Source organism: Flavobacterium fluvii (assembly GCF_900129545.1).
In the GTDB taxonomy this organism is placed as follows: Bacteria; Bacteroidota; Bacteroidia; order Flavobacteriales; family Flavobacteriaceae; genus Flavobacterium; species Flavobacterium fluvii.
In genome coordinates this window covers 69665-89983 of sequence record NZ_FQWB01000001.1, presented here as the reverse complement: position 1 = coordinate 89983, position 20319 = coordinate 69665, and the positions used below count along the sequence as shown (strand labels likewise).

Here is a 20319-nt window from a genome sequence, read left to right as displayed (position 1 = left end):
CAATCGAAAGAAGTCTTATTTGTTAAAATACGATTAGGTATTAACATTTTGTTATTACAATTTATTCCGCAGAATAATTAATATTGTTCTCTAATTCAGGTAGATATGATTGAAATTAAAGACTTACATAAATCCTATAAAATGGGAAGTTCCGAATTGCATGTGCTAAAAGGAATCAATTTCAATATTAAAGAAGGGGAGTTGGTGGCCATCATGGGTTCCTCCGGTTCTGGAAAATCTACCTTGTTGAATATTTTAGGAATACTTGACGAGGCTGATTCTGGACTTTACACTTTGGACAAAGTGCCAATCAAAAAATTAAACGAAACTATCGCTTCTAAATATAGAAACCAATTCCTAGGTTTTGTTTTTCAATCTTTTAACCTGATTAATTACAAAAGCGCATTGGACAATGTGGCTTTGCCTTTGTATTATCAAGGTGTAAAGAGAAAAGAGCGCAACGATATTGCGATGAAATACCTTGAAAAAGTCGGATTGTCTTCGCATTCACACCATTTGCCCAATGAACTTTCCGGTGGGCAAAAACAACGTGTTGCCATTGCAAGAGCCTTGGCGTCCAATCCAAAAGTATTATTGGCCGATGAGCCAACAGGAGCTTTGGATACAGTGACTTCCTATGAAGTAATGGAACTTATTCAAGGAATAAATGACGAAGGGAAAACAATTTTGATTGTGACCCATGAACCCGATATTGCGGCCATGTGCAAAAGAAACGTAGTCTTGAAAGATGGAGTAATCATCGATGATAAAATGGTAGAACAAGTTAGAGCTTCATCTTATGTTTAATATTGAACGCTGGCAGGAAATATTTGAGGCTATCTCGAAAAATAAACTGAGAACTTTCCTCACGGGAGTCTCCGTGGCTTCCGGTATTTTTATTTTGGTGATTCTTCTCGGGGTTGGAAAAGGGTTGCAGAACGGAATCGAAAAACAATTTGAACATGATGCGGCAGGAATTATAGAGGTTTGGTCTGGGGCAACCACAAAAGCCTACAAAGGAATGAATCCTGGAAGGCAAATCCAGTTTAGAAATAGCGATTACGATATTCCGGTTCAAAAATATGGTGATCAATTGGATAAAAATTCAGCTAGTTACAATGCTTGGGGAATCACTATGAGTTATGGCAAAGAATCTGGAAACTACCAGTATCGCGGTGTCAATCCTGATTTTCTGGCGATTGAAAATACCTCAGTCGTTCAAGGTAGATCCATAAATGCAAATGATCTTCTTTATAATGAAAAAGTGGCGGTGATTGGAATGAAAATAAAGTTGGATCTGTTCAAGGAAAAAAATCCTATTGGGGAACAACTTGTTATAAGCAACATTAATTTCAAAGTGGTTGGCGTATATACCGATCCAGGAGGAGAAAGAGAAGAATCTAGGGTGTTCTTGCCTTTGAGTACTGCGCAAAAGGTGTTTGGTGGAGGGGATAAAATCAGTTATATGGCATATATCCTTAAAAAGAAAGACACTTATGAAGAAGCTTTGGCTGAAGCCAAGAAATTCACTACTGATTTAGGGCTGTTGTTAAGGGGTAAAAATGGAGTTGCTCCCGATGATGAAAGTGGTATTGGTATTTACAATTCAACTATCGAAGCAAAAAAATTTTACGATTTGAACCTCTATATCCGATTGTTTTTTTGGTGGGTTGGAATTTGTACCATTATAGCTGGAGTTGTTGGTGTCAGCAATATTATGATGATTATCGTAAAAGAACGAACCAAGGAAATTGGGATTCGGAAAGCGCTTGGAGCTTCTCCAATTTCAATAATTGCAATGATTTTGCATGAGTCCATCTTTATTACCACTATTTCGGGTTTCGTTGGATTGTTGACTGGATTGTCGCTTTTGGAATTAATAGGTCCACATGCGCAAAGTGAATATTTTGTAAACCCGCAAGTTGATTTTACGGTAGCCATTTCAACCTTGATTGTTTTGGTAGTTGCTGGAGCGTTGGCCGGATTTGTACCTGCTTATCGAGCTGCCAAAATTAGGCCTATTGTAGCACTTAGAGACGAATAATTATGTTTGACAGAGAAAAATGGAATGAAATTTTAGAAGCGTTGACCGCCAATACTTTTCGAACGGTTCTTACCGCTTTCGGGGTGTTTTGGGGAATATTCATCTTGGTGATATTGTTGGCTGCTTCAAATGGATTGGAAAATGGGGTAAAAAAAGGGTTTGACGGCATTGCCACAAACACCATGTTTATGTGGACGCAAACTACTTCAAAAGCTTATAAAGGATTGCCGAAAACCCGTCGTTATGATTTTAGAAACAGTGATGTTGACGCTTTAAAACAAAAATTCCCGGATTTATTGTATGTGTCTCCCCGCAACCAATTAGGAGATTTTAATGGTGTGAGCAATGTGGTTAGAGGAACAAAAACTGGAGCTTATACTATTTATGGAGATTATCCTGAATTAGTAAAGCAAGAGCAAATGGAGATTGTAAAAGGGCGTTTTGTAAATCAGCAGGATATAGTGTCAAGACGAAAAGTAGCAATTATAGGCAGTGGCGTTATCAAAGAATTGTACCTGAATGCCGAAGAAGTCATCGGGACATACATCAAAATAAATGGTGTCAATTTTATGGTGGTTGGGGTTTATAAAAAGAAAGGGAATAATAATGGAAATGCAGAAGAGGCACAAAAAAGTATTTTCATCCCTTTCACCACTTTTCAGCAAGCCTTTAATTTTGGGGATGAAGTGGGCTGGATGGCCATTACCGCTAATGATGATGCATCAATAACAGAGCTTAAGCCAGGTATTTTGGCATTTATGAGAGAAAGACATTCTATTCATCCGGACGATGAAAGAGCAGTTGGTAATTTTGACTTGTTCGCTGAATTTCAAAAGGTGCAGGATCTCTTCAATGTTCTTAAATTCATCGCTTATTTTGTTGGGACTTTAGTGTTGCTGTCTGGAATTATTGGAATTTCAAACATTATGCTGATTGTCGTGAAAGAACGAACCAATGAAATAGGAATCAGACGAGCATTGGGAGCAACACCCGGCGCCATTCGTTCCCAGATATTATTGGAAGCCATTTTCCTGACCATAATAGCAGGGATGTTTGGTATCGCCGTGGCAACGGGCTTGCTGGCCATATTGAACATGGTTTTGTCAACAATGCCTACAGACGGGATGATGTTTATTAATCCAAGCGTAGATTTAGTGGTTGTTTTTATTGCCTTGCTAATTTTAGTGGGCTCCGGATTATTGGCTGGGTTCATCCCGGCACAGACTGCCATAAATGTAAAACCAGTAGATGCTTTAAGAGCTGAATAAGAACTCAATCAAAAAACAATAATAATCGAATAAAAAATTTAGAAAATGAAAAAAGGAGTAACCATAACCATATTGATTTTAATTGCAATAGTTTTTTTCGGGGCGCTATATTATTTATATGCCAAAAACCAGGAATCTCCTATCGTTTTTGAAACCGATAAAGTAGAAGTAAAAACGATCGTGAAAAGCACACTCGCCACGGGAAATATTGTTCCTGACGAAGAAGTGTTGATTAAGCCAAATATTTCCGGAATCATTGAAGCCGTGTATATTAAAGCAGGTGAATCTGTCAAAGCAGGCGACATGATTGCCAAAATTAAAGTGGTAGCCAATGTTTCCAGTTTAAGCAATTCCCAGAATCAGGTTCAAACTGCCAAAATAAATTTGGACAATCAAGAAAAATTGTTTCAAAGACAAAAAACCTTGTTCGACAAAGGTGTTATTTCTGCCAATGATTTTGATGCGGCTCAATTGGCTTACAAACAAGCCAAACAAAATTATAGCGCATCGGTTCAAGGATTTGATATCGTAAAAACAGGAACCAGTTCTGGATTAGGGAATTATGCCAATACGTTGATTCGTTCAACTGTAAACGGAATGGTGCTTGACGTTCCGGTAAAAGTGGGGAACCAGGTAATTGAAAGCAATAATTTCAATGAAGGAACCACTATTGCCAGTGTTGCAGATGTTGGAAGAATGATATTCGTGGGCAAGGTTGATGAATCTGAAGTTGGGAAGATAAAATTAAATATGCCTATTGAAATTACGGTTGGAGCTATTGAAAATAAAAAGTTTACGGCTGTCTTGACCGATATTGCACCAAAAGGGAAAACCGAAAATGGAGCTATTCAATTTGAAATCAAAGCTACGCTAACCAACAGAGACAATACTTTCATTAGAGCTGGATTGAGTGCCAATGCATCCATTATATTGGAAAAAGCGGATAAAGTGTCGGCGGTAAAAGAATCATTGGTCCAGTTTGATAAAAAGACCCTGAAACCATACGTTGAAGTTCAAACTGCACCACAAAAGTTTCAAAGAAAAGACATAACGCTTGGTGTAAGCGACGGAATTTATGTTGAAATCAAAAGTGGAATCAAGGCTTCCGACAAAATAAAAGTTTGGAATCAAGGCTTGAAAACAGAAGAGAAAAAACCATAAGCGTATCTCGAAAAAGAAATTCAGTTTTAAAAACAATGTTAAATTTGTGTAGTATCTTTGCTACGCTTTTATTCAAAATATATGAAAAAGAATAGTTGTATCCCTTTCGTTTTTATCTTGCTGTTGAGCTTGTCGATTCAGGCACAAACGAAAAAATGGACCTTAGAAGAATGCGTAAAATATGCAATTGACAATAATATTTCCATCAAACAAACCGAACTGGATACCAAAACGGCAGAAATAGAAAAAAAAGGAGCCATCGGGAATTTTATTCCTTCCTTGAATTCCAATGCTTCCCACTCCTGGAACGTGGGTTTAAACCAAGATCCGACCACTGGACTTTTACGAAACCAAACCACCCAATATTCCTCAATGGGTGCAGGTGTTGGCGTTGATATTTACAAAGGTTTGCAGAATCAAAATGCGCTTCGAAAAGCCAATCTTTCGATTATTGCCGCAAAATACCAATTGACAAAAATGCAGGAAGATGTGGCGCTAAATGTGGCCAATGCTTTCTTGCAAGTGCTTTTCAACAAAGAAAATTTAAAAGTGCAACAGGAACAAAAAGGCATCAACGAAAAACAATTGCTTCGTTCCGAAGAATTGGTAAAAGCAGGTTCTGTGCCAAGAGGCGATTTGTTGGACATAAAAGCAACCGTTGCTTCGAACAACCAAAAAGTTATCGCTGCCGAAAATGCTTTGTTGATTTCAAAATTGAGTTTGTCACAATTGTTGCAGTTAAAAGAGTTTTATGATTTTGACGTGACGGACGATACCTCCGTCAAAGACGAAAACAACATTTTGGCACAAACACCAATCGCAATTTACGACAAGGCCAAGGAGCAAAGAACGGAATTGAAAATTGCCAAAACCAATCTGGAAATTGCCGAAAAAAACGTGGCCATTGCCAAGGGTGGTTTTCAACCAACACTGCAAGGTTTTTACAATTTCAATACCCGAATTTCGTATGCCGACACTTATACGGTGTCAAATGGTGTGGCTGTGGCTCATCCAGCAGCACCATTCGGACAACAATTTACGGACAACAAAGGACAAGCTTTTGGCGCACAATTGTCGATTCCTATTTTTAATGGTTGGTCTGCAAGAAATAATGTGGAGCGTTCGAAAGTGAGTCTGGAAAAATCGAAAATTGCGGTCGAACAAGAAGAACTTTCCCTGCAAAGAAATGTTTACACGGCATTCACGGATGCCAAAGGCGGTTTGAATGCTTATGAATCGGCTCTTTCGGCTTTGGAAGCAAGAGAAGAAGCTTATAATTATGCCAAAGAAAAATATGCCGTGGGAATGATGAATTCTTTCGATTTCAACCAGTCGCAAACGCTGCTTTCCAATGCTCAATCCGAAGTGCTTAGAACCAAATACGACTATATTTTCAAAATAAAGATACTGGAATTCTATTTTGGAATTCCAATCATAAAAAACTAATTCATCATGTCAAAAAAAACAATTTATATATTAATAGGCGGAGCCATTGCGTTAATTGCGTTATTGATAGTGCTTTCTAAAACAGGTGTTATTGGGAATAAAGACAAGGGAAAATCTGTGGAAATTGCCAATGTTGCCAGCACGACAATCGTGGAAACGGTTTCGGCAACCGGGAAAATCCAGCCCGAAATAGAAGTGAAAATTGCTTCGATGGTTTCCGGAGAAATTATCGATTTGCCAATAAAAGAAGGACAGGTAGTGAAAAAAGGAGATTTGTTGGTAAAGATAAATCCTGATTTATATACTTCTGGATTAAACAGGTCGGTGGCCAATTTGTCGGGAACAAAATCAGGTTTGACTCAAGCCGACGCTTCCTATAATGAGGCGAAAGCCAATTACGAGAGAAACAAAACATTGTTCAACAAAGGAATTATTTCGAAGTCGGATTGGGACAAATCGGTAGCCTCTTTTGAAGTGGCCAAAGCCAACAAACAATCTGCTTATTTCAATGTTCAAAGTGCATCGGCAACCGTAAATGAAGCCAGGGACAATCTAGGAAGAACCACGATTTATGCTCCAGCCGATGGAACAATTTCCGTGCTCAACGTGGAATTGGGAGAACGAGTTTTGGGAACGCAACAAATGGCGGGGACCGAAATTCTTCGCGTGGCCAACCTGAATAATATGGAAGTGGAAGTTGACGTGAATGAAAACGACATCGTAAAAATAAAAGTGGGAGACCAAGCCAAAGTGGAAGTTGACGCTTATTTGAAAAAACAATTCAAAGGGATTGTTACCAGTATTTCCAATTCGGCAAGTTCTACTTTGACGGCTGATCAAGTGACCAATTTCAAGGTGAAAGTCAGGATTTTGAAAGAGTCCTACCAAGATTTATTGGAAGGAAAACCAGTGACTTATTCTCCTTTCAGACCTGGAATGACTGCAACGGTTGACATCATTACCAAAACAAGAGCCAATATTTTGGCCGTGCCAATTAGTTCTGTGGTCGTAAAATCAGACACGACAGCCGTAAAAGGATTTGAAGTGGAAGATAAGGACGAGAAAAAAGCAGCGCCAAAAAGTGAAAAGAAATTGGAATGTGTTTTTGTGAAAGTGGGCGATAAAGCAAAAATTCGCATCATAAAAACAGGAATTCAAGACGATACCAATATTGAAGTACTTACGGGACTTAAAAAAGGGGACGTAGTCATCACGGGACCTTATTCGACAGTTTCAAAGGATTTGAATTCCGGCGATAAAGTAACCACGGAAAAAACAGAAGATAAGAAGTAATAGTTGTTTGTAATTTATAACTTTGCAAAAATTATAATACGAACTTGTCATTTGACGAAGGAGGAATCTCATAACGGGATTCCTCCTTTTTCGGAATGATGATTTGAAAAGTAAAAATCATAGAATTCAAATACTAAATCCTAGATCCATTTTGTCTTATATTTTAAACATCGAAACCGCTACCAAGAATTGTTCTGTTGCTTTGGCAAAAGAAGGAAAAACAATTTTATGCAAAGAAATTGCGGAAGAAGGCTATTCCCACGCTGAACGTTTGCACGTTTTTATAGAAGAAATCATCAAGGAAGCAGGGATTGTTTTCCAAGACATATCGGCGGTGGCCGTGAGTCAAGGTCCGGGTTCATACACAGGATTGCGTATTGGCGTTTCTGCCGCAAAAGGCTTGTGTTTTGCCTTGGGCGTTCCCTTGATTGCCGTGGATACTTTGCAGGTTTTGGCGTCGCAAGCCAGTGTTTCCAATGGATTGATAATTCCAATGCTGGATGCTCGAAGAATGGAAGTGTACAGTGCTGTTTTTACTCCAAATTTTGAAAATAAAAGAGCCGTTCAAGCCGAAATCATCACCGAAAACTCTTTTGAAGATTTACAGGAAACAATCTATTTTGTTGGCGATTGTGCAGAGAAATGCAAACCGGTTTTAACCAAGGAAAATTATGTCTTTTTGGAAAAAATCAAATTTCCTTCGGCAAAAGAAATGAGTTGGCTGAGTTTTGAAAAATACCAAAAAAACGAGACCGTGGATGTTGCTTATTTTGAACCGTATTATTTGAAGGACTTTATGATGACTGTTTCGAAGAAATAATTTCATATTTTATTCATAACTCTCATAATTGATGTATAAAATACAGTTGGGCAGTATTTCTTTCATTGTGATAACATGTTCCAGGAGGTATTCTTTATCAAGATTTTCGGAAGTAACATACAGCTCTTTTAATTTTTGAAGACTGAATAATCCCGGCAAATCTTCTAATTGGATTTTAGTTTTCAAGATATCCAAATACTCTAAATCAACTAATTTGTTGAGATAGGGAATAGATTCGTTCGTGATGTCTTTATGATCTCTTAAAGTAAGTTCTTCTAAATTTTGAGTAGTAGAGATATACTTTACGCCTTCGTCGGTCACATTCGTAAATTTGAAATAAAGGCAATAAATAGTTGGAATGCGTGAGGTCAAATAAAATAACACCTGGTCGTCCACGTCATCATCAATAGCTCTGAAACGACCCATTTCCGAAGGAATATCAGCCAGACTGCCAATGTTGAAGTAGCTTCTCCAAAAGTGTTTTTCTTTACCTTTTAAATGCATGGCTAAACCAGTTTAGTTTTAGTTGATCTGTATTTTTGAATAGAGGTCTAATATTTTCCGTATATCGTATCTTCGGTATCTCGGGCAATTGGAACTCCATCAGGATCCAGAATCATGGCTTCCTGAATATCTGTTTTGTGAAGTGTTGCTCCACTGGCTATCATTTTATACCCATTTTCATATTCGGTAAAATAGCCCGAGGGAAAAGCATAATAGCCATTTGGCAAGAGTACTTTTGTTTCGTGTTGAAATCCCCAGGCGATTACTTTTTGGTTCAGGATGTAGGTGTCAAAAGCTTCACTAAAGAGTTGTGTCATATTTGTTTTTTTATTTTCTTCAAATTCAAAATTCAACAGGTTTATTTTTCTATTTTTTTTCCGGTTTTATCGAAATAAAAGTCTTTTCCATCTTTAGTCGCTCTTAATTGTCCATTGGAATAATATCTAACACTGTCATATTCTATTGGCACAATTACGTTTCCTAGTTTGTCTATAAATCCCCATTTACCGTTTAACTGAGCTCTTGTGATAAAACCATATTCTTCTTTATAGAATCTTGGTATACTCTCATAAATTGGTGGGATAATTTCTTCTCCTGTAGCTATATAAATTCTTCCAAATTTATCATCCAAGCCAACATTTACAATGTCATCTTTGTACCATCCCAATCTGGTATATTTTAATTTCTTAACTTCTTTTCCAGATACATCGATAATTCGAACTGTATTATCTAATAAAACTGCTGCATATCCTTTATAAAAATCAGTAATATAGTCATACTTGAATGGAACAACAATTCTTCCGTTTATATTGATACCACCGTATTTATCATTTATCTGTATCGTTAGTAACCCATCATGGAAACTATCCGGATAATAAGTATCAGCAGGAATAACAATTTCGCCCTGTTGATTTTTAAAACCAATCTTTCCTTCGGAATCAAAGCGTATCAAGTCTTGAGCTTTTGCATTAAATAAAATTGCCAATAGAAAGCAAAGCAGTAGTAGTTTTTTCATGTTTTTATTTTTAATGAATTGATTTTAATTTTCTGCTTTAATAATGAGAGTTACATGAATTTCATCAGAAGTCCTATTTGTTTTAAAGTCTTTCGCTATTATATTCGGCATAATCTGTTGCTTCAGCCCCAATGCCGTATTCCAACACTCTCTTGAAGGTAAATGGTTCATAAACATAATTATACGGATGTATGTCTTCGGCATAAATGCTGTCCCTTAATTTGCAAGACATGAACAACCAATGGTCAGCCGGCATTACAACCGTTTTATGTTCAAGGCTGCTTTGTGGGGTATATTCGAGAATAAATAGTCTCCAATCGCCAAGTGTGGCACAGAAACCGTCAGGAAGTTGTTCCATATAGGAGAATTCATCACAGATTTTGGCAATACTTTCCACGGGACCTTTAATCAATAAACAAGAATCGGTTTCCACAAGTTCAATATCCGATGGTAAATCAATGGCATACGTCATTTCATCGTCACTTTGATCCATTATCTTGTCCGCATTAATGGCGCGTTCTTTTAATTTTTCTTCTGATAATTTTTTTATAATAGCGCTTATGGTCTCTGGAGAATTTGAAGAGGAGCCATTTTTTTCTTCTCGTTTTTGTTTTAGTAATTTTCTTCTCGTATTGAATAAATAGGCCGTATATCCCAAAATAAGGAGGAATAAAATAGCGCTTTGTAGTAGTAATGAAGTTTCTTCTGACATTATTCTTTAAATATTTGAATCATTCTAAATTGTGAAATTTATTCAATTACTAACGGTTGTTTTTGATTTTACTTAAACGATATTTAGTATCATTAGCATCAGTTATCCAATCTTGTTCTTCTTCCTTACTTAAATTCTTGTAAATTATTTTTTTTGTTTCGAAATCATAATATCCAATTTTACCATTTAATTGAACCGAAATTTTACCTTCCAATTGATGGTTTATTTTATCATAAATATTCGGTAAAAGTTCTTTTCCAAATTCATCAAAAACTCCAAATTTTCCATCCACTTCAGCTTTGTAAAACTGTATTCTATTAATATAGTAGTCATTAAAAGGTGTTACATAATCATAAATAAGAGGCAATATCAATTTTCCATTGATGTCAATTACTCCCATTTTATTGTTTAAACATACAAATGCAAATTGTACAGAAGGTTTCCGTGGCCAAATTAGGTCATAAATTGGGGGTGTGATTTCATTTCCTTTATAGTCAATCAATCCCAATTTACCATTCAATTTTACACCAATTTGTTTTCTATTTGATCTATCTTGAAGTCCATCATATTTTAAAACGGATAGTACTTTGCCATTTTTGTCAATGCTTAAAACTTTTTTGTTTAAAGTCACGAAAGTAATGTCATTATAAAAACTAATGGCTTCATCATATATATTCGGAATAATAAACGCTCCAGTATTGTCGATAAAACCATATTTATTATCCAGACCAACTAATCCTAATCCATTCTGAAAATATTCTGCAGATTGATATATAGCTGGCAAAACTATATCCCCTGCGTTATTTTTAAAACCATACTTTCCTTCTGATTCAAAGCTTTCTAAACCTTGTGCTTTTCCACTAAATGTAATTATTGTCAATAAGCATATTGTAAAAAGTTTTTTCATATTTATTATTCGTTAATTTATTTATATTAATTCGTTTCGCACAACTTTCTCAATTCGTTGAAAGTCTGCATTATTTTATTGTTTATTTCTTGATAATCCCGGTCGTCACAACAGTTTGTGCTAACGGGGACCAATGCTTCTTCGACTTTTTTTGGGATTTCAGGCAGCTTTCCATCTTTTTCAGAGGTGTATTGTTCTATTTTGTAGCCTGGTTTTGCTTTAAAATTTAGCAGATACACTTGTTTTTGATTTTTCAGTGCGTCTATAGATTTTAATGTGATGTTTTCAATTTTACTAAAATCAACAACAATTTTATTTTTAAAAGTATAATGATCGTTGACATAAGTCGTTATACTCGCATATTCGAATTTATAATTATAGCTAAAAGTCATGACCGTATTGTCATTGGAAAATTCAATTTTGAAATTTTTATAATTTTTCATTACAAAATCTTGTGAGTCTACAGACCTGTCCGAAATAGAATCTTTTTTAGAATAATATTCTTTAATCAAGGCAACGGCTTTCTCTTTTTCAGACTTTTGTTCTTGCGCATTTGCTGCAAAAACGGTGGTGATAAAAAGAAATATTGTGATTAGCTTTTTCATAAATACGTTTTAAAATCCACAAAAAAAGTACATTTTGGAAAGATGCCTTCGAGTACGATTAAATGTTCTAAAATACGCTCATTATCCAAATCATGAAATGAGCCGTCATCAGCTTTTATGGATGAAGAAATATACAATTCTTCAAGATTTTTTAATTGGTCTAAAGCAGTCAAATCTTCTAATATAATTCCGGTGTCCCAAATGTCCAGATATTCCAAATCGACAAGCTGGTTAAGATAAGGCAAACTGGCTTTTGTGATTTTGGGATGTTTCATCAGTGTGAGACTTTTTAGCCCCTGTAATTTAGAAATATGTTTTACGCCTTCATCAGTTATATAAGTTTCTTTGAGAAATATGGAATGCATAATCTTTACCTTGTCGGTAAGCATGGCAAAATAGTCGTCATTGTAATCCGGATCATCAACACCATATATGCCAGATACTTCTGTAGGGATTTCTTTTGAGTCTTTTATTCGCCCAAAATGCCACCAAAATTGCTTTTCTACACCTTTTAGCTTCATGTCAATTAGTTTTTTTCCGAATTGAAAAAATAATAATATTTTATGTTGATTTTTTTGCGCAAATCTCTTTCAATTTTTTAAAATACTCCAAAGCTTTAGCGTCATGCTTTTTCAAAGGAATAATCTGTTTTTTTTCATGAATTAACGCTCCGTCAGGATATTCTTTGATGATGCTTTTTCTATTTGTCGTGAAAGTAATGGCATAATAACCTTCTTTTGTTTTAGTCATCACTATATCATTTGTTCCCGAAAGAAGAATTCTAACTGTAAACCGTTCCGTCTTGTCTCCCTTTTTTATATAAATTGGATAGCTCATTGTACAATTGGCAAACTCAATTTGATAAATGCTTATTTGGGATTTCTTTCCTCCTGTATTGTATTTTATGTGCTGATAGCTTAAAGTATTTGCAAGGTGTTTTTCGAGCACTTCTTTTGACTGTGCCAGGCTTAGACACGACAACATCAGAAATACACATATAAGAAATCGTTTAATCATGTTAGAGCCTGTTTAAAAATGTAAAGTAGCCGATTGAAAAATGTCTTTTTGAAGTGACCAAACAATAAAAAGCGATGCCAACCGATTAGAAAACCAGTGGCAATTTATAGAAAAAACTTTGGATTTTGGTAATGGAAGGCAATAATAGGGTTCGCGATTGATTTGGAACCCTATTATTTGAAAGATTTTAAGATGACGGTTTTCGAAAAAACAATTGTCTAATTGTTCTTTGAAACTTCTTTCAGAAAAGGCTGAATAAAGATTCCGGCGGTGTCAAATGCCTGTTTGCAGCTTTCCAACGTATCGGAAGAAACGGATCCAAAATCGGCATTGTTTGCCCAAGGTCTAACGGCCAGTTGAATGGAGTTGTCGGTCAAGAGTTTTACGGAAACTTCGACTGCCGGGGTTTTCAATACTTTTGGATTGTTGTTCAAAACTTCGGTAATCAAGTCTTTGGCTTTTTTAATGTCGGTGTCGTAAGAAATGGAAAGCGTCAAATCGGCTCTTCGGATTCCCTGCAAGGAATAATTGATAATCGTTCCGTTCGACAAAGAACCGTTTGGAACAAAAATGGTTTGGTTGTTGCCGTTGATTAATTTGGTCACGAAAATTTGGATTTCGCTTACCGTTCCTGAAACTCCCATAGCTTCGATGGTGTCACCCACCTTGAATGGTTTGAAAAGTATTATCAACATTCCGCCTGCAAAATTCGACAATGAACCTTGAAGCGACAAACCCACGGCAAGTCCCATAGCACCCAGAATGGCGACAAATGATGAGGTTTCGATTCCTAATTTCGAGATGAAAGTCACGAAAAGCAAAACTCTCAAAGCCCAAAGCAAAAAGTCGGAGAGAAAGTTGGCCAAAGTAGGGTCTAATTCCCTTTTAACCATTAATTTTCGGATGAGCCTGTTGATGATGCGAATCGCATAAAGTCCCACAAACAGGATCAGGAAGGCGGAAATTAGTTTTGGAGAATAATCGATTAAAACTTTGATGAAAGTTTCGGCGTAATTGGTAACGTTTTCTGTGTTGAGTTTCATTTTGGTAATTAAAATTTGGGCGTAAAATTAAGTATTATTTTAAATTAAATCGGAAACTATTTTTTGAAAATCATTGCTTGGAGTTTGGCAAGTCTTGTTTTGGCAAACATAAAACAGAGTTTGTCCAGCAACAAATCGGTCTTTCAAGAATGGAAGACCAGAAACTTTTTGCGTGCCGGCCAAAATTACATTTGGAAGATACAGACTATTTATTTTGCTGCAATATTCCAATGCCTTTTCCCCACAAACTGCCAACTCCTTGTTCTTTTCCGAATAATTCAATGCCAAATCCAGCCAATTCGAATAAACCGAAGGATGACTAATCCTGGGGAGAATGTTTTGCAGCATTCGTTCTGCCACTTTTTCGTAATGCGAATTTTCAAAATAGAGACCCAATTGGAACAAGTTTTTTCCCATCACCGAATTGGAGGCCGGAATAACGTTGTCTTCGGTTTCGTGGTGTGACGTTATCAAGGCCTTATCCAGATTGGAAGTAAAGGCAAAAAAGCCTAATTTCTCGTCATAAAAATGCTCCAAACTATAATCAGTCAATTGTTTGGCGTCAAGAAGCCATTTTTCTTCAAAAGTCACTTCGTACAAATTGATAAAGCCTGCAATTACCCAGCCATAATCTTCCAAATAGCCGTTGATGGTGCTTTTCTTGTTTTTGTAATTATGAAACAAATTGCCATCGATTGACCACAGATTTTTGATGATGAAATGCGCATTTTGCAAAGCCAATTCCAAATATTTGGGTTCTTCCAAAGCCTTGTAAGCGTCAACAAATCCTTTGAGCATTATGGCGTTCCAGGAAGTCAGGCATTTGTCGTCCAGTCTTGGTTTGGAACGTTTTTCTCTTTCTATATATAATTTTTGTTCCCAGGTTTTCTTCTTCTTTTCGAGTGTGGAAACTGCAATGGTATTCTGTTTCGCGATTTCATCCAGACTTTGGTTTTGAATCAAGACATAATTTCCGTCTTCCCACAATCCAAAAGTGTTGATGTTGAATACTTGGCTGAACAACTCGAAATCGTCTCCGATGATCATTTTTAATTGGGGGATTTTCCAAACATAAAAAGCGCCTTCCTCCAGATGATTTTCCGCATTTAAACTATCGGCATCGAGGGCGCAATAAAAACCGCCTTCCGGATTCAGTAATTCTCTTTCGACGAAAGAAAGTGTTTTTTCGATGATTTCTTTGTACAAAGGATTTCCTGTCAATTTGTAGGCGTCGCTGTATAATGAAACCAATTGTCCGTTGTCGTACAGCATTTTTTCGAAATGGGGAACGTGCCATTTGTTGTCCACCGAATAACGGGAGAAACCGCCGTCAACGGTGTCGAAAACGCCTCCAAAAGCCATTCTGGTCAAGGTGATATTTACGAATTCAAGTAGTTGATTGTCTTTTTTTTGGTAAGCAAAACGCAGTAAAAAGTGATAGTTGTTGGGCATCATGAATTTGGGAGCACTCGCCATTCCTCCAAAATCCCAATCGAAATGTGCTTCCCACTTTTCGACCAAAGAAGTAATCTGCTCTTGATCAATAGGCGTTTCCTTGTTTTCGTTTGGAACAATTCCAATGGATTGAATGCCTTGATGTAATTTTTCGGCATATTCCATCATTTTTTCGGGAGCGGATTGGTAGATTTGCTGCAGTTGACCAAGCGTTTGCATCCATTCCTGCTTCCTGAAATAGGTGCCGCCCCAAATAGGTCTTCCGTCGGGAAGCGTGACCACATTTAGCGGCCAACCACCACGACCAATCATGATTTGGATGGCTTTCATGTAAACCGCATCCACGTCTGGTCGTTCTTCACGATCGACTTTGATGTTGACAAAATGGGCATTCATGACATCGGCGACTTGCTGGTCTTCGAAACTTTCGTGTTCCATGACATGACACCAATGGCAAGCCGAATATCCAATACTTATAATAATGAGCTTGTTTTTTTCTTTGGCTTCGGCCAATGAATCTTCATTCCAAGCTTTCCAATGTACTGGATTGTTGGCGTGCTGCAATAAATAAGGGCTGGTTTCTTGTGAAAGTTGGTTCATGCTGTTTGAGTGTTCCGTGATCGGTATACAGTTTGCAGGAACTGATTAATGAACGCCTGTCTGCTGGCAGACAGGCGAATCATAATTTAAGCGTTTACGGCTTCTACCTTTATGCTTTCGTCGTTAAGCATGCTTTTCAACATGTTTTCGATGCCGCTTTTCAAGGTAAAAGTAGAAGAAGGACAACCGCTGCATGCACCTTGAAGAATAACTTTTGCAGTTTTGGTTTCTTCGTCATAAGATTCAAATGCAATATTTCCACCATCGGCTTGCACCGCAGGTTTTACATATTCTTCCAGTATGTTGATGATTTGCTGTGAAGTTACGTCCAGCTTGTCGAAGTTTTCGGTTTTGCTGTTTTCTATTTCGGTATGGGCCACGATTAGACTTTCGTCAAGTACCGTTCCTCCGTTTTCGATGAATTGCTTGATGAAGGTTCTCAATTCCAGGGTAATGTCCTGCCATTCGCTGACGGCATATTTGGTTACCGAAATATAATTCTCGTCGATAAAAATTTCCTTTACATACGGGAATTTGAATAATTCTTGTGCCAATGGTGATGCTGCCGCTTCGTCAATGTTTTTGAATTCAACCGTGTTTTTAGTCAACATTCTGTTTACGACAAATTTCAAGGCTGCCGGGTTTGGAGTTGTTTCTCCATAAACCGTTATTGGTTGTTTTTGTGTTTTGTTTTCTGATGGAACAATAATTATTCCGCCATTGGCTACAAATAATTCGATTTGTTCTGCCACTGCATCTTTCACGTCATCCCAATCCACGATGCTGAATCTTTCAATCGCGATGAAATTTCCCGAAATATAGACTGTTTTTACAAAAGGCAAGTAAAATAATTGTTGTGCCAACGGAGAATTCTTGGTTTCGTCAATGTTTTTGAACTCAAAACTTTCGTTCTGGGTAATGAAATCCTCGAATTCAAATTTTAATATACTTGGATTTTGTGTTTCTTTTATTGTTATTTTTGACATGGTTTCTTTAATTTTTTACAAATTTAACGAAGTTATTTTCTACTAATAACTTATATTTGATTTTTTAATGAATAAATTAACTTTAATGGCGTTTTAATTGGATAGTTATTCCCTTTTTACGTCGTTTAATGGAGGCCAAAGTTTCATAACATAACACCTTTTGAATGTATCATAAAATCCAGTTTTTCATAGCTCTTTTTTTTGTTAGCCTCTATTCTTTTTCTCAAGAAGGAATTGCGGTTTATTCGGATTATTTATCGGATAATTATTATTTAATCCACCCTTCAATGGCTGGAGCTGCAAACTGTGACAAAATTAGGCTTACTGCCCGAAAACAATGGTTTGACCAGACAGATGCTCCATCACTTCAAACTTTGAGTTATAACGGTAGAGTAGGAGAAAGATCTGGTGTTGGTGTTATTCTTTTTAGTGATAAAAATGGATACCATTCCCAAAAAGGAATGAAGTTGACTTATGCACACCATATCATGTTTTCAAGGGATGATATCGATTTGAATCAATTGTCTTTTGGTGTTAGTGCCGATTTTTTTCAAAGCCAGTTGGATGAAACCGAGTTTTTGCAATCAGGAGATTGGGATCCAATTATTAACGGAACCATTGTTCAAAAAGATGCCTATTTTAATTTAGATATTGGTGCTTCCTATAATTATTTGGATTTTTATGTTCACGGAACAGTGAAGAACGCCATTGAAACCAGAAGAGATATTTACACGGAATATGAAAGCGACAATTTGAGAAAATACTTGTTGAGTGCCGGTTATGTTTTTGGAGACAAAGACAGAATATTATGGGAACCTTCCCTTTTATTCCAATTGGTGGATCAAACCAAGGAAAAATCTATAGACGTCAATATGAAAGCCTACAAGAGTTTTGATTTTGGAAGACTTTGGGGAGCTTTGTCTTATCGCAGGAGTTTTGATGGTGCCGAATATCTTAGCGGAAGCGGGGTTTCTTCTCAAAAATTGCAATACATAACGCCGATTATTGGTGTAAACTATAAGCAGTTTATGTTTGCTTATACTTATTCTTATCTTTCGGGTGACGTGAATTTTGACACTGCCGGTTTTCATCAAATTACTTTGGGAATCGATTTGTTTTGTAAGAGAGAGAAATATGAATGTAATTGTCCTGCCATTAATTAGAAGTACATTAAATAATTTCTAAAATGCCGATAAAATCTTTAAACGGAAAAACGCCATCCATACCCGAGGATTGCTATGTGGCTGAAAATGCTACCATTGTTGGCGAAGTCAGTTTTGGGCATTCTTGCAGTGTCTGGTTTAATGCAGTGATTAGAGGTGATGTCAATTTTATAACCATTGGCAATAAAGTAAATATTCAAGATGGTGCCATTATTCATTGCACGTATCAAAAACATCCCACAATTATTGGCAACAATGTTTCCATTGGTCACAACGCCATGGTGCATGGTTGCGTGATTCACGATAACGTGTTAATAGGAATGGGTGCCATTGTCATGGATAATTGTATTGTCGAAAGTAATTCCATCATTGCGGCAGGAGCCGTAATTACCCAAAACACGGTTGTTGAGGCTGGTAGTATTTATGCAGGAGTTCCCGCAAAGAAGGTTAAAGCTATTGACCAATCTGATTTTGCAGGGGAAATTGAGCGCATTGCAAACAATTACGTAATGTATTCCGGCTGGTACAAAAAAGAAGAATAACTATTCTCTAAAATTTTTTTTCTATTATTTCATATTTATTTCCCAGAATTTCCGAAAGCACTTTTGGATTGGAATTGGTGTAAAATAAGGGTTCTCCGTTTTTCATTGATGCCAATCCCACCTTTTCTTTGAGGATGTTTTGAGTTTGTTTGGCCACAGCTTCCCCAGAATCGATAATTTGAATGTCGGCAGGAAGTATTTTTTTAATTTGTGGAATCAAATACGGATAATGACTGCAACCCAATACCAGATAATCAATATTGGCTTCAATCATTGGATCGAGATAAGAGTGGAGTAACTGGGTCATTTCGGGCGAATCAATATTACCGCTTTCAATGAGTTGAACCAATCCGTGGCCTACCTGTTCGATTATTTTTGTGCCTTGGTACATCTCGGCAGTTTTGTTGAAAAGCTCGCTGTTTAAAGTGCCTTGGGTGGCCAGAATTCCAATTGTTTGTGTTTTCGAATTAGTGGCTGCCGGTTTTATTGCCGGTTCTATGCCAATAAACGGAATGCTGTATTTTGTCCTCAATTCCTGGATGGCATTTGTTGTGGCGGTATTGCAGGCTACCACGATTAGTTTGCAATCCATTTTGAGCAGGAATTCCGTGTTCTTTATGCTCAAGGCCACAATTTCGGCTTTTGATTTCTGGCCGTAAGGAGCATTTTTGCTATCGGCTAAATAGATGGTTTTCTCGTTGGGAAGCAGTTGATGTATGGCCGTCCAAATGGAGGTTCCACCAATTCCTGAGTCAAAAATTCCAATAGGTTTGTCGTTCTCCATAAAACAAAGTTAAGTGCTCCGTTTTAAATATCCTAAAATTCAGTGTATAAAAAAAACCGCTCAATTCCAATTTTTTTGGATGAGCGGTTTTTAATTAATTCAAGTTGCTAGTTAATCGATTTGTTTAATTGCAGTCCAAACACAAATAAAGTTAGTTTTATCAGAAGGCCTTCCAGTGTAGCTGCGTGTATTGTTCTTGGAAACATTTTCTTGATGTCACTTATTGCTGTTTCTACTCTTTTTCTCATTTTTGGCTTTTCATATTTTTGTTCCAATGTATCAACTCTTTTAACGTTTGACTTACGTTGAATTTTTAATAAGATACATTTTCTCTCTAGAGCAATATCTTCTAACCCGTAATCCGTATAAGTGCTATCGCCATATAATGAGGATTCAGCGGGTAATTTGTCAATCATTTTCCCTAATGCTTTCGCATCCCCAGTTTTACCTGGCGTAAAATGAAAAGCTATTGAGATACCGTCTTTTGTGGTGAGCAATTGTATTTTAACTCCATAAAAATATTTCGCATACTAGCAGTGTAACCTCTCCATTTTTTATCTTTAAGAATCTTGCAGTTTGCAATGCGCATATTATTGCATACAGCAACTGGAAAAAAATCTATTTTATACTGCATTTCACAGCAAAAATCTTTATAGTAAGAACTTACAATCTCAAATAACTCATGTAAAAGGTTGCCTATTTTATCTAATCGTCTGTTGAATCTGCTTTTATCCAGCATTTTGGGTATAAATCCATATTGCTTCATAAACTTTATGGCTGACGAATGATTGCCATAAAAACTTGTTGAAGGAACTATTGATGTCAAGATAATTTCGCTATCACTAACTTGTCTTCTTAGATCTTCTATGGGATTAATTCATTGCAAAATATCATCTGTTAAACAAAAAATTGATATAATTTTGTCTTTACAAAGCATTGGTTCTGTTTATTGGT

General features: G+C 36.6%; 21 protein-coding genes and 1 pseudogene. 9 read left to right on the top strand and 13 right to left on the bottom strand.

The window, feature by feature from the left end; genetic code table 11:
- Nucleotides 1-105 precede the first annotated feature (105 nt).
- From BUC16_RS00415 to tsaB, 7 genes are all read left to right on the top strand, one after another.
- Nucleotides 106-807, top strand: a complete 702-nt coding sequence (locus BUC16_RS00415; protein WP_073367102.1) for an ABC transporter ATP-binding protein — start codon at nt 106-108, stop codon at nt 805-807.
- Nucleotides 800-2044, top strand: coding sequence for an ABC transporter permease (locus BUC16_RS00410; RefSeq protein WP_073367100.1), 1245 nt, complete (start codon nt 800-802; stop codon nt 2042-2044). The genes BUC16_RS00415 and BUC16_RS00410 overlap by 8 nt, the downstream gene beginning before the upstream one ends.
- Before the next feature lie 2 nt (nt 2045-2046).
- Nucleotides 2047-3312: an ABC transporter permease gene (locus BUC16_RS00405; protein ID WP_073367099.1), complete on the top strand. Its 1266-nt coding sequence runs from the start codon at nt 2047-2049 to the stop codon at nt 3310-3312.
- A gap of 45 nt (nt 3313-3357) precedes the next feature.
- A complete protein-coding gene (locus tag BUC16_RS00400; RefSeq protein WP_073367097.1) occupies nt 3358-4473 on the top strand; it encodes an efflux RND transporter periplasmic adaptor subunit in 1116 nt (371 codons plus the stop codon).
- Nucleotides 4474-4554: 81 nt separating this feature from the next.
- Nucleotides 4555-5919, top strand: coding sequence for a TolC family protein (locus BUC16_RS00395; protein WP_073367096.1), 1365 nt, complete (start codon nt 4555-4557; stop codon nt 5917-5919).
- A 6-nt stretch (nt 5920-5925) separates the two neighbouring features.
- Nucleotides 5926-7212: an efflux RND transporter periplasmic adaptor subunit gene (locus BUC16_RS00390; RefSeq protein WP_073367094.1), complete on the top strand. Its 1287-nt coding sequence runs from the start codon at nt 5926-5928 to the stop codon at nt 7210-7212.
- A 151-nt stretch (nt 7213-7363) separates the two neighbouring features.
- Nucleotides 7364-8032: a tRNA (adenosine(37)-N6)-threonylcarbamoyltransferase complex dimerization subunit type 1 TsaB gene (tsaB, locus tag BUC16_RS00385; RefSeq protein WP_073368597.1), complete on the top strand. Its 669-nt coding sequence runs from the start codon at nt 7364-7366 to the stop codon at nt 8030-8032.
- A gap of 9 nt (nt 8033-8041) precedes the next feature.
- On the opposite strand, the gene BUC16_RS00380 is transcribed toward tsaB, so the two are convergent.
- The 11 genes from BUC16_RS00380 to BUC16_RS00330 form a co-directional block, all read right to left on the bottom strand.
- A complete protein-coding gene (locus BUC16_RS00380; protein WP_073367093.1) occupies nt 8042-8536 on the bottom strand; it encodes a hypothetical protein in 495 nt (164 codons plus the stop codon).
- A gap of 47 nt (nt 8537-8583) precedes the next feature.
- A complete protein-coding gene (locus BUC16_RS00375) occupies nt 8584-8853 on the bottom strand; it encodes a hypothetical protein (protein WP_141226047.1) in 270 nt (89 codons plus the stop codon).
- Nucleotides 8854-8894: 41 nt separating this feature from the next.
- A complete protein-coding gene (locus tag BUC16_RS00370; protein ID WP_084546063.1) occupies nt 8895-9551 on the bottom strand; it encodes a WG repeat-containing protein in 657 nt (218 codons plus the stop codon).
- 82 nt (nt 9552-9633) lie between these two features.
- Nucleotides 9634-10263, bottom strand: a complete 630-nt coding sequence (locus BUC16_RS00365) for a hypothetical protein (RefSeq protein ID WP_073367088.1) — start codon at nt 10261-10263, stop codon at nt 9634-9636.
- Nucleotides 10264-10312: 49 nt separating this feature from the next.
- Nucleotides 10313-11170, bottom strand: a complete 858-nt coding sequence (locus tag BUC16_RS00360) for a WG repeat-containing protein (protein ID WP_084546062.1) — start codon at nt 11168-11170, stop codon at nt 10313-10315.
- A 26-nt stretch (nt 11171-11196) separates the two neighbouring features.
- Complete coding sequence (locus BUC16_RS00355) at nt 11197-11775, bottom strand: hypothetical protein (protein ID WP_073367085.1); 579 nt, start codon at nt 11773-11775, stop codon at nt 11197-11199.
- Nucleotides 11772-12296, bottom strand: coding sequence for a hypothetical protein (locus BUC16_RS00350; protein WP_073367084.1), 525 nt, complete (start codon nt 12294-12296; stop codon nt 11772-11774). The genes BUC16_RS00355 and BUC16_RS00350 overlap by 4 nt, the downstream gene beginning before the upstream one ends.
- Before the next feature lie 40 nt (nt 12297-12336).
- On the bottom strand, nt 12337-12792 hold the full coding sequence (locus tag BUC16_RS00345; protein ID WP_141226046.1) for a hypothetical protein: 456 nt from the start codon (nt 12790-12792) through the stop codon (nt 12337-12339).
- Nucleotides 12793-13010: 218 nt separating this feature from the next.
- On the bottom strand, nt 13011-13835 hold the full coding sequence (locus BUC16_RS00340) for a mechanosensitive ion channel family protein (RefSeq protein WP_073367080.1): 825 nt from the start codon (nt 13833-13835) through the stop codon (nt 13011-13013).
- Between the two features lie 39 nt (nt 13836-13874).
- On the bottom strand, nt 13875-15890 hold the full coding sequence (locus tag BUC16_RS00335; RefSeq protein WP_073367079.1) for a thioredoxin domain-containing protein: 2016 nt from the start codon (nt 15888-15890) through the stop codon (nt 13875-13877).
- 86 nt (nt 15891-15976) lie between these two features.
- On the bottom strand, nt 15977-16876 hold the full coding sequence (locus tag BUC16_RS00330; RefSeq protein ID WP_073367077.1) for a NifU family protein: 900 nt from the start codon (nt 16874-16876) through the stop codon (nt 15977-15979).
- Nucleotides 16877-17040: 164 nt separating this feature from the next.
- Here BUC16_RS00330 and BUC16_RS00325 point away from each other — a divergent pair, with 164 nt between their 5' ends.
- Complete coding sequence (locus BUC16_RS00325) at nt 17041-18039, top strand: PorP/SprF family type IX secretion system membrane protein (RefSeq protein ID WP_073367076.1); 999 nt, start codon at nt 17041-17043, stop codon at nt 18037-18039.
- A gap of 23 nt (nt 18040-18062) precedes the next feature.
- Entirely contained in the window at nt 18063-18581 is a 519-nt protein-coding gene (locus BUC16_RS00320) for a gamma carbonic anhydrase family protein (protein ID WP_073367074.1), read from the top strand.
- A 7-nt stretch (nt 18582-18588) separates the two neighbouring features.
- On the opposite strand, the gene murI is transcribed toward BUC16_RS00320, so the two are convergent.
- Both murI and BUC16_RS17960 read right to left on the bottom strand, forming a co-directional pair.
- Nucleotides 18589-19365, bottom strand: a complete 777-nt coding sequence (murI, locus tag BUC16_RS00315) for a glutamate racemase (RefSeq protein ID WP_073367073.1) — start codon at nt 19363-19365, stop codon at nt 18589-18591.
- Nucleotides 19366-19472: 107 nt separating this feature from the next.
- Nucleotides 19473-20242 (bottom strand): annotated as a pseudogene (locus BUC16_RS17960) (IS982 family transposase).
- Between the last annotated feature and the right edge of the window lie 77 nt (nt 20243-20319).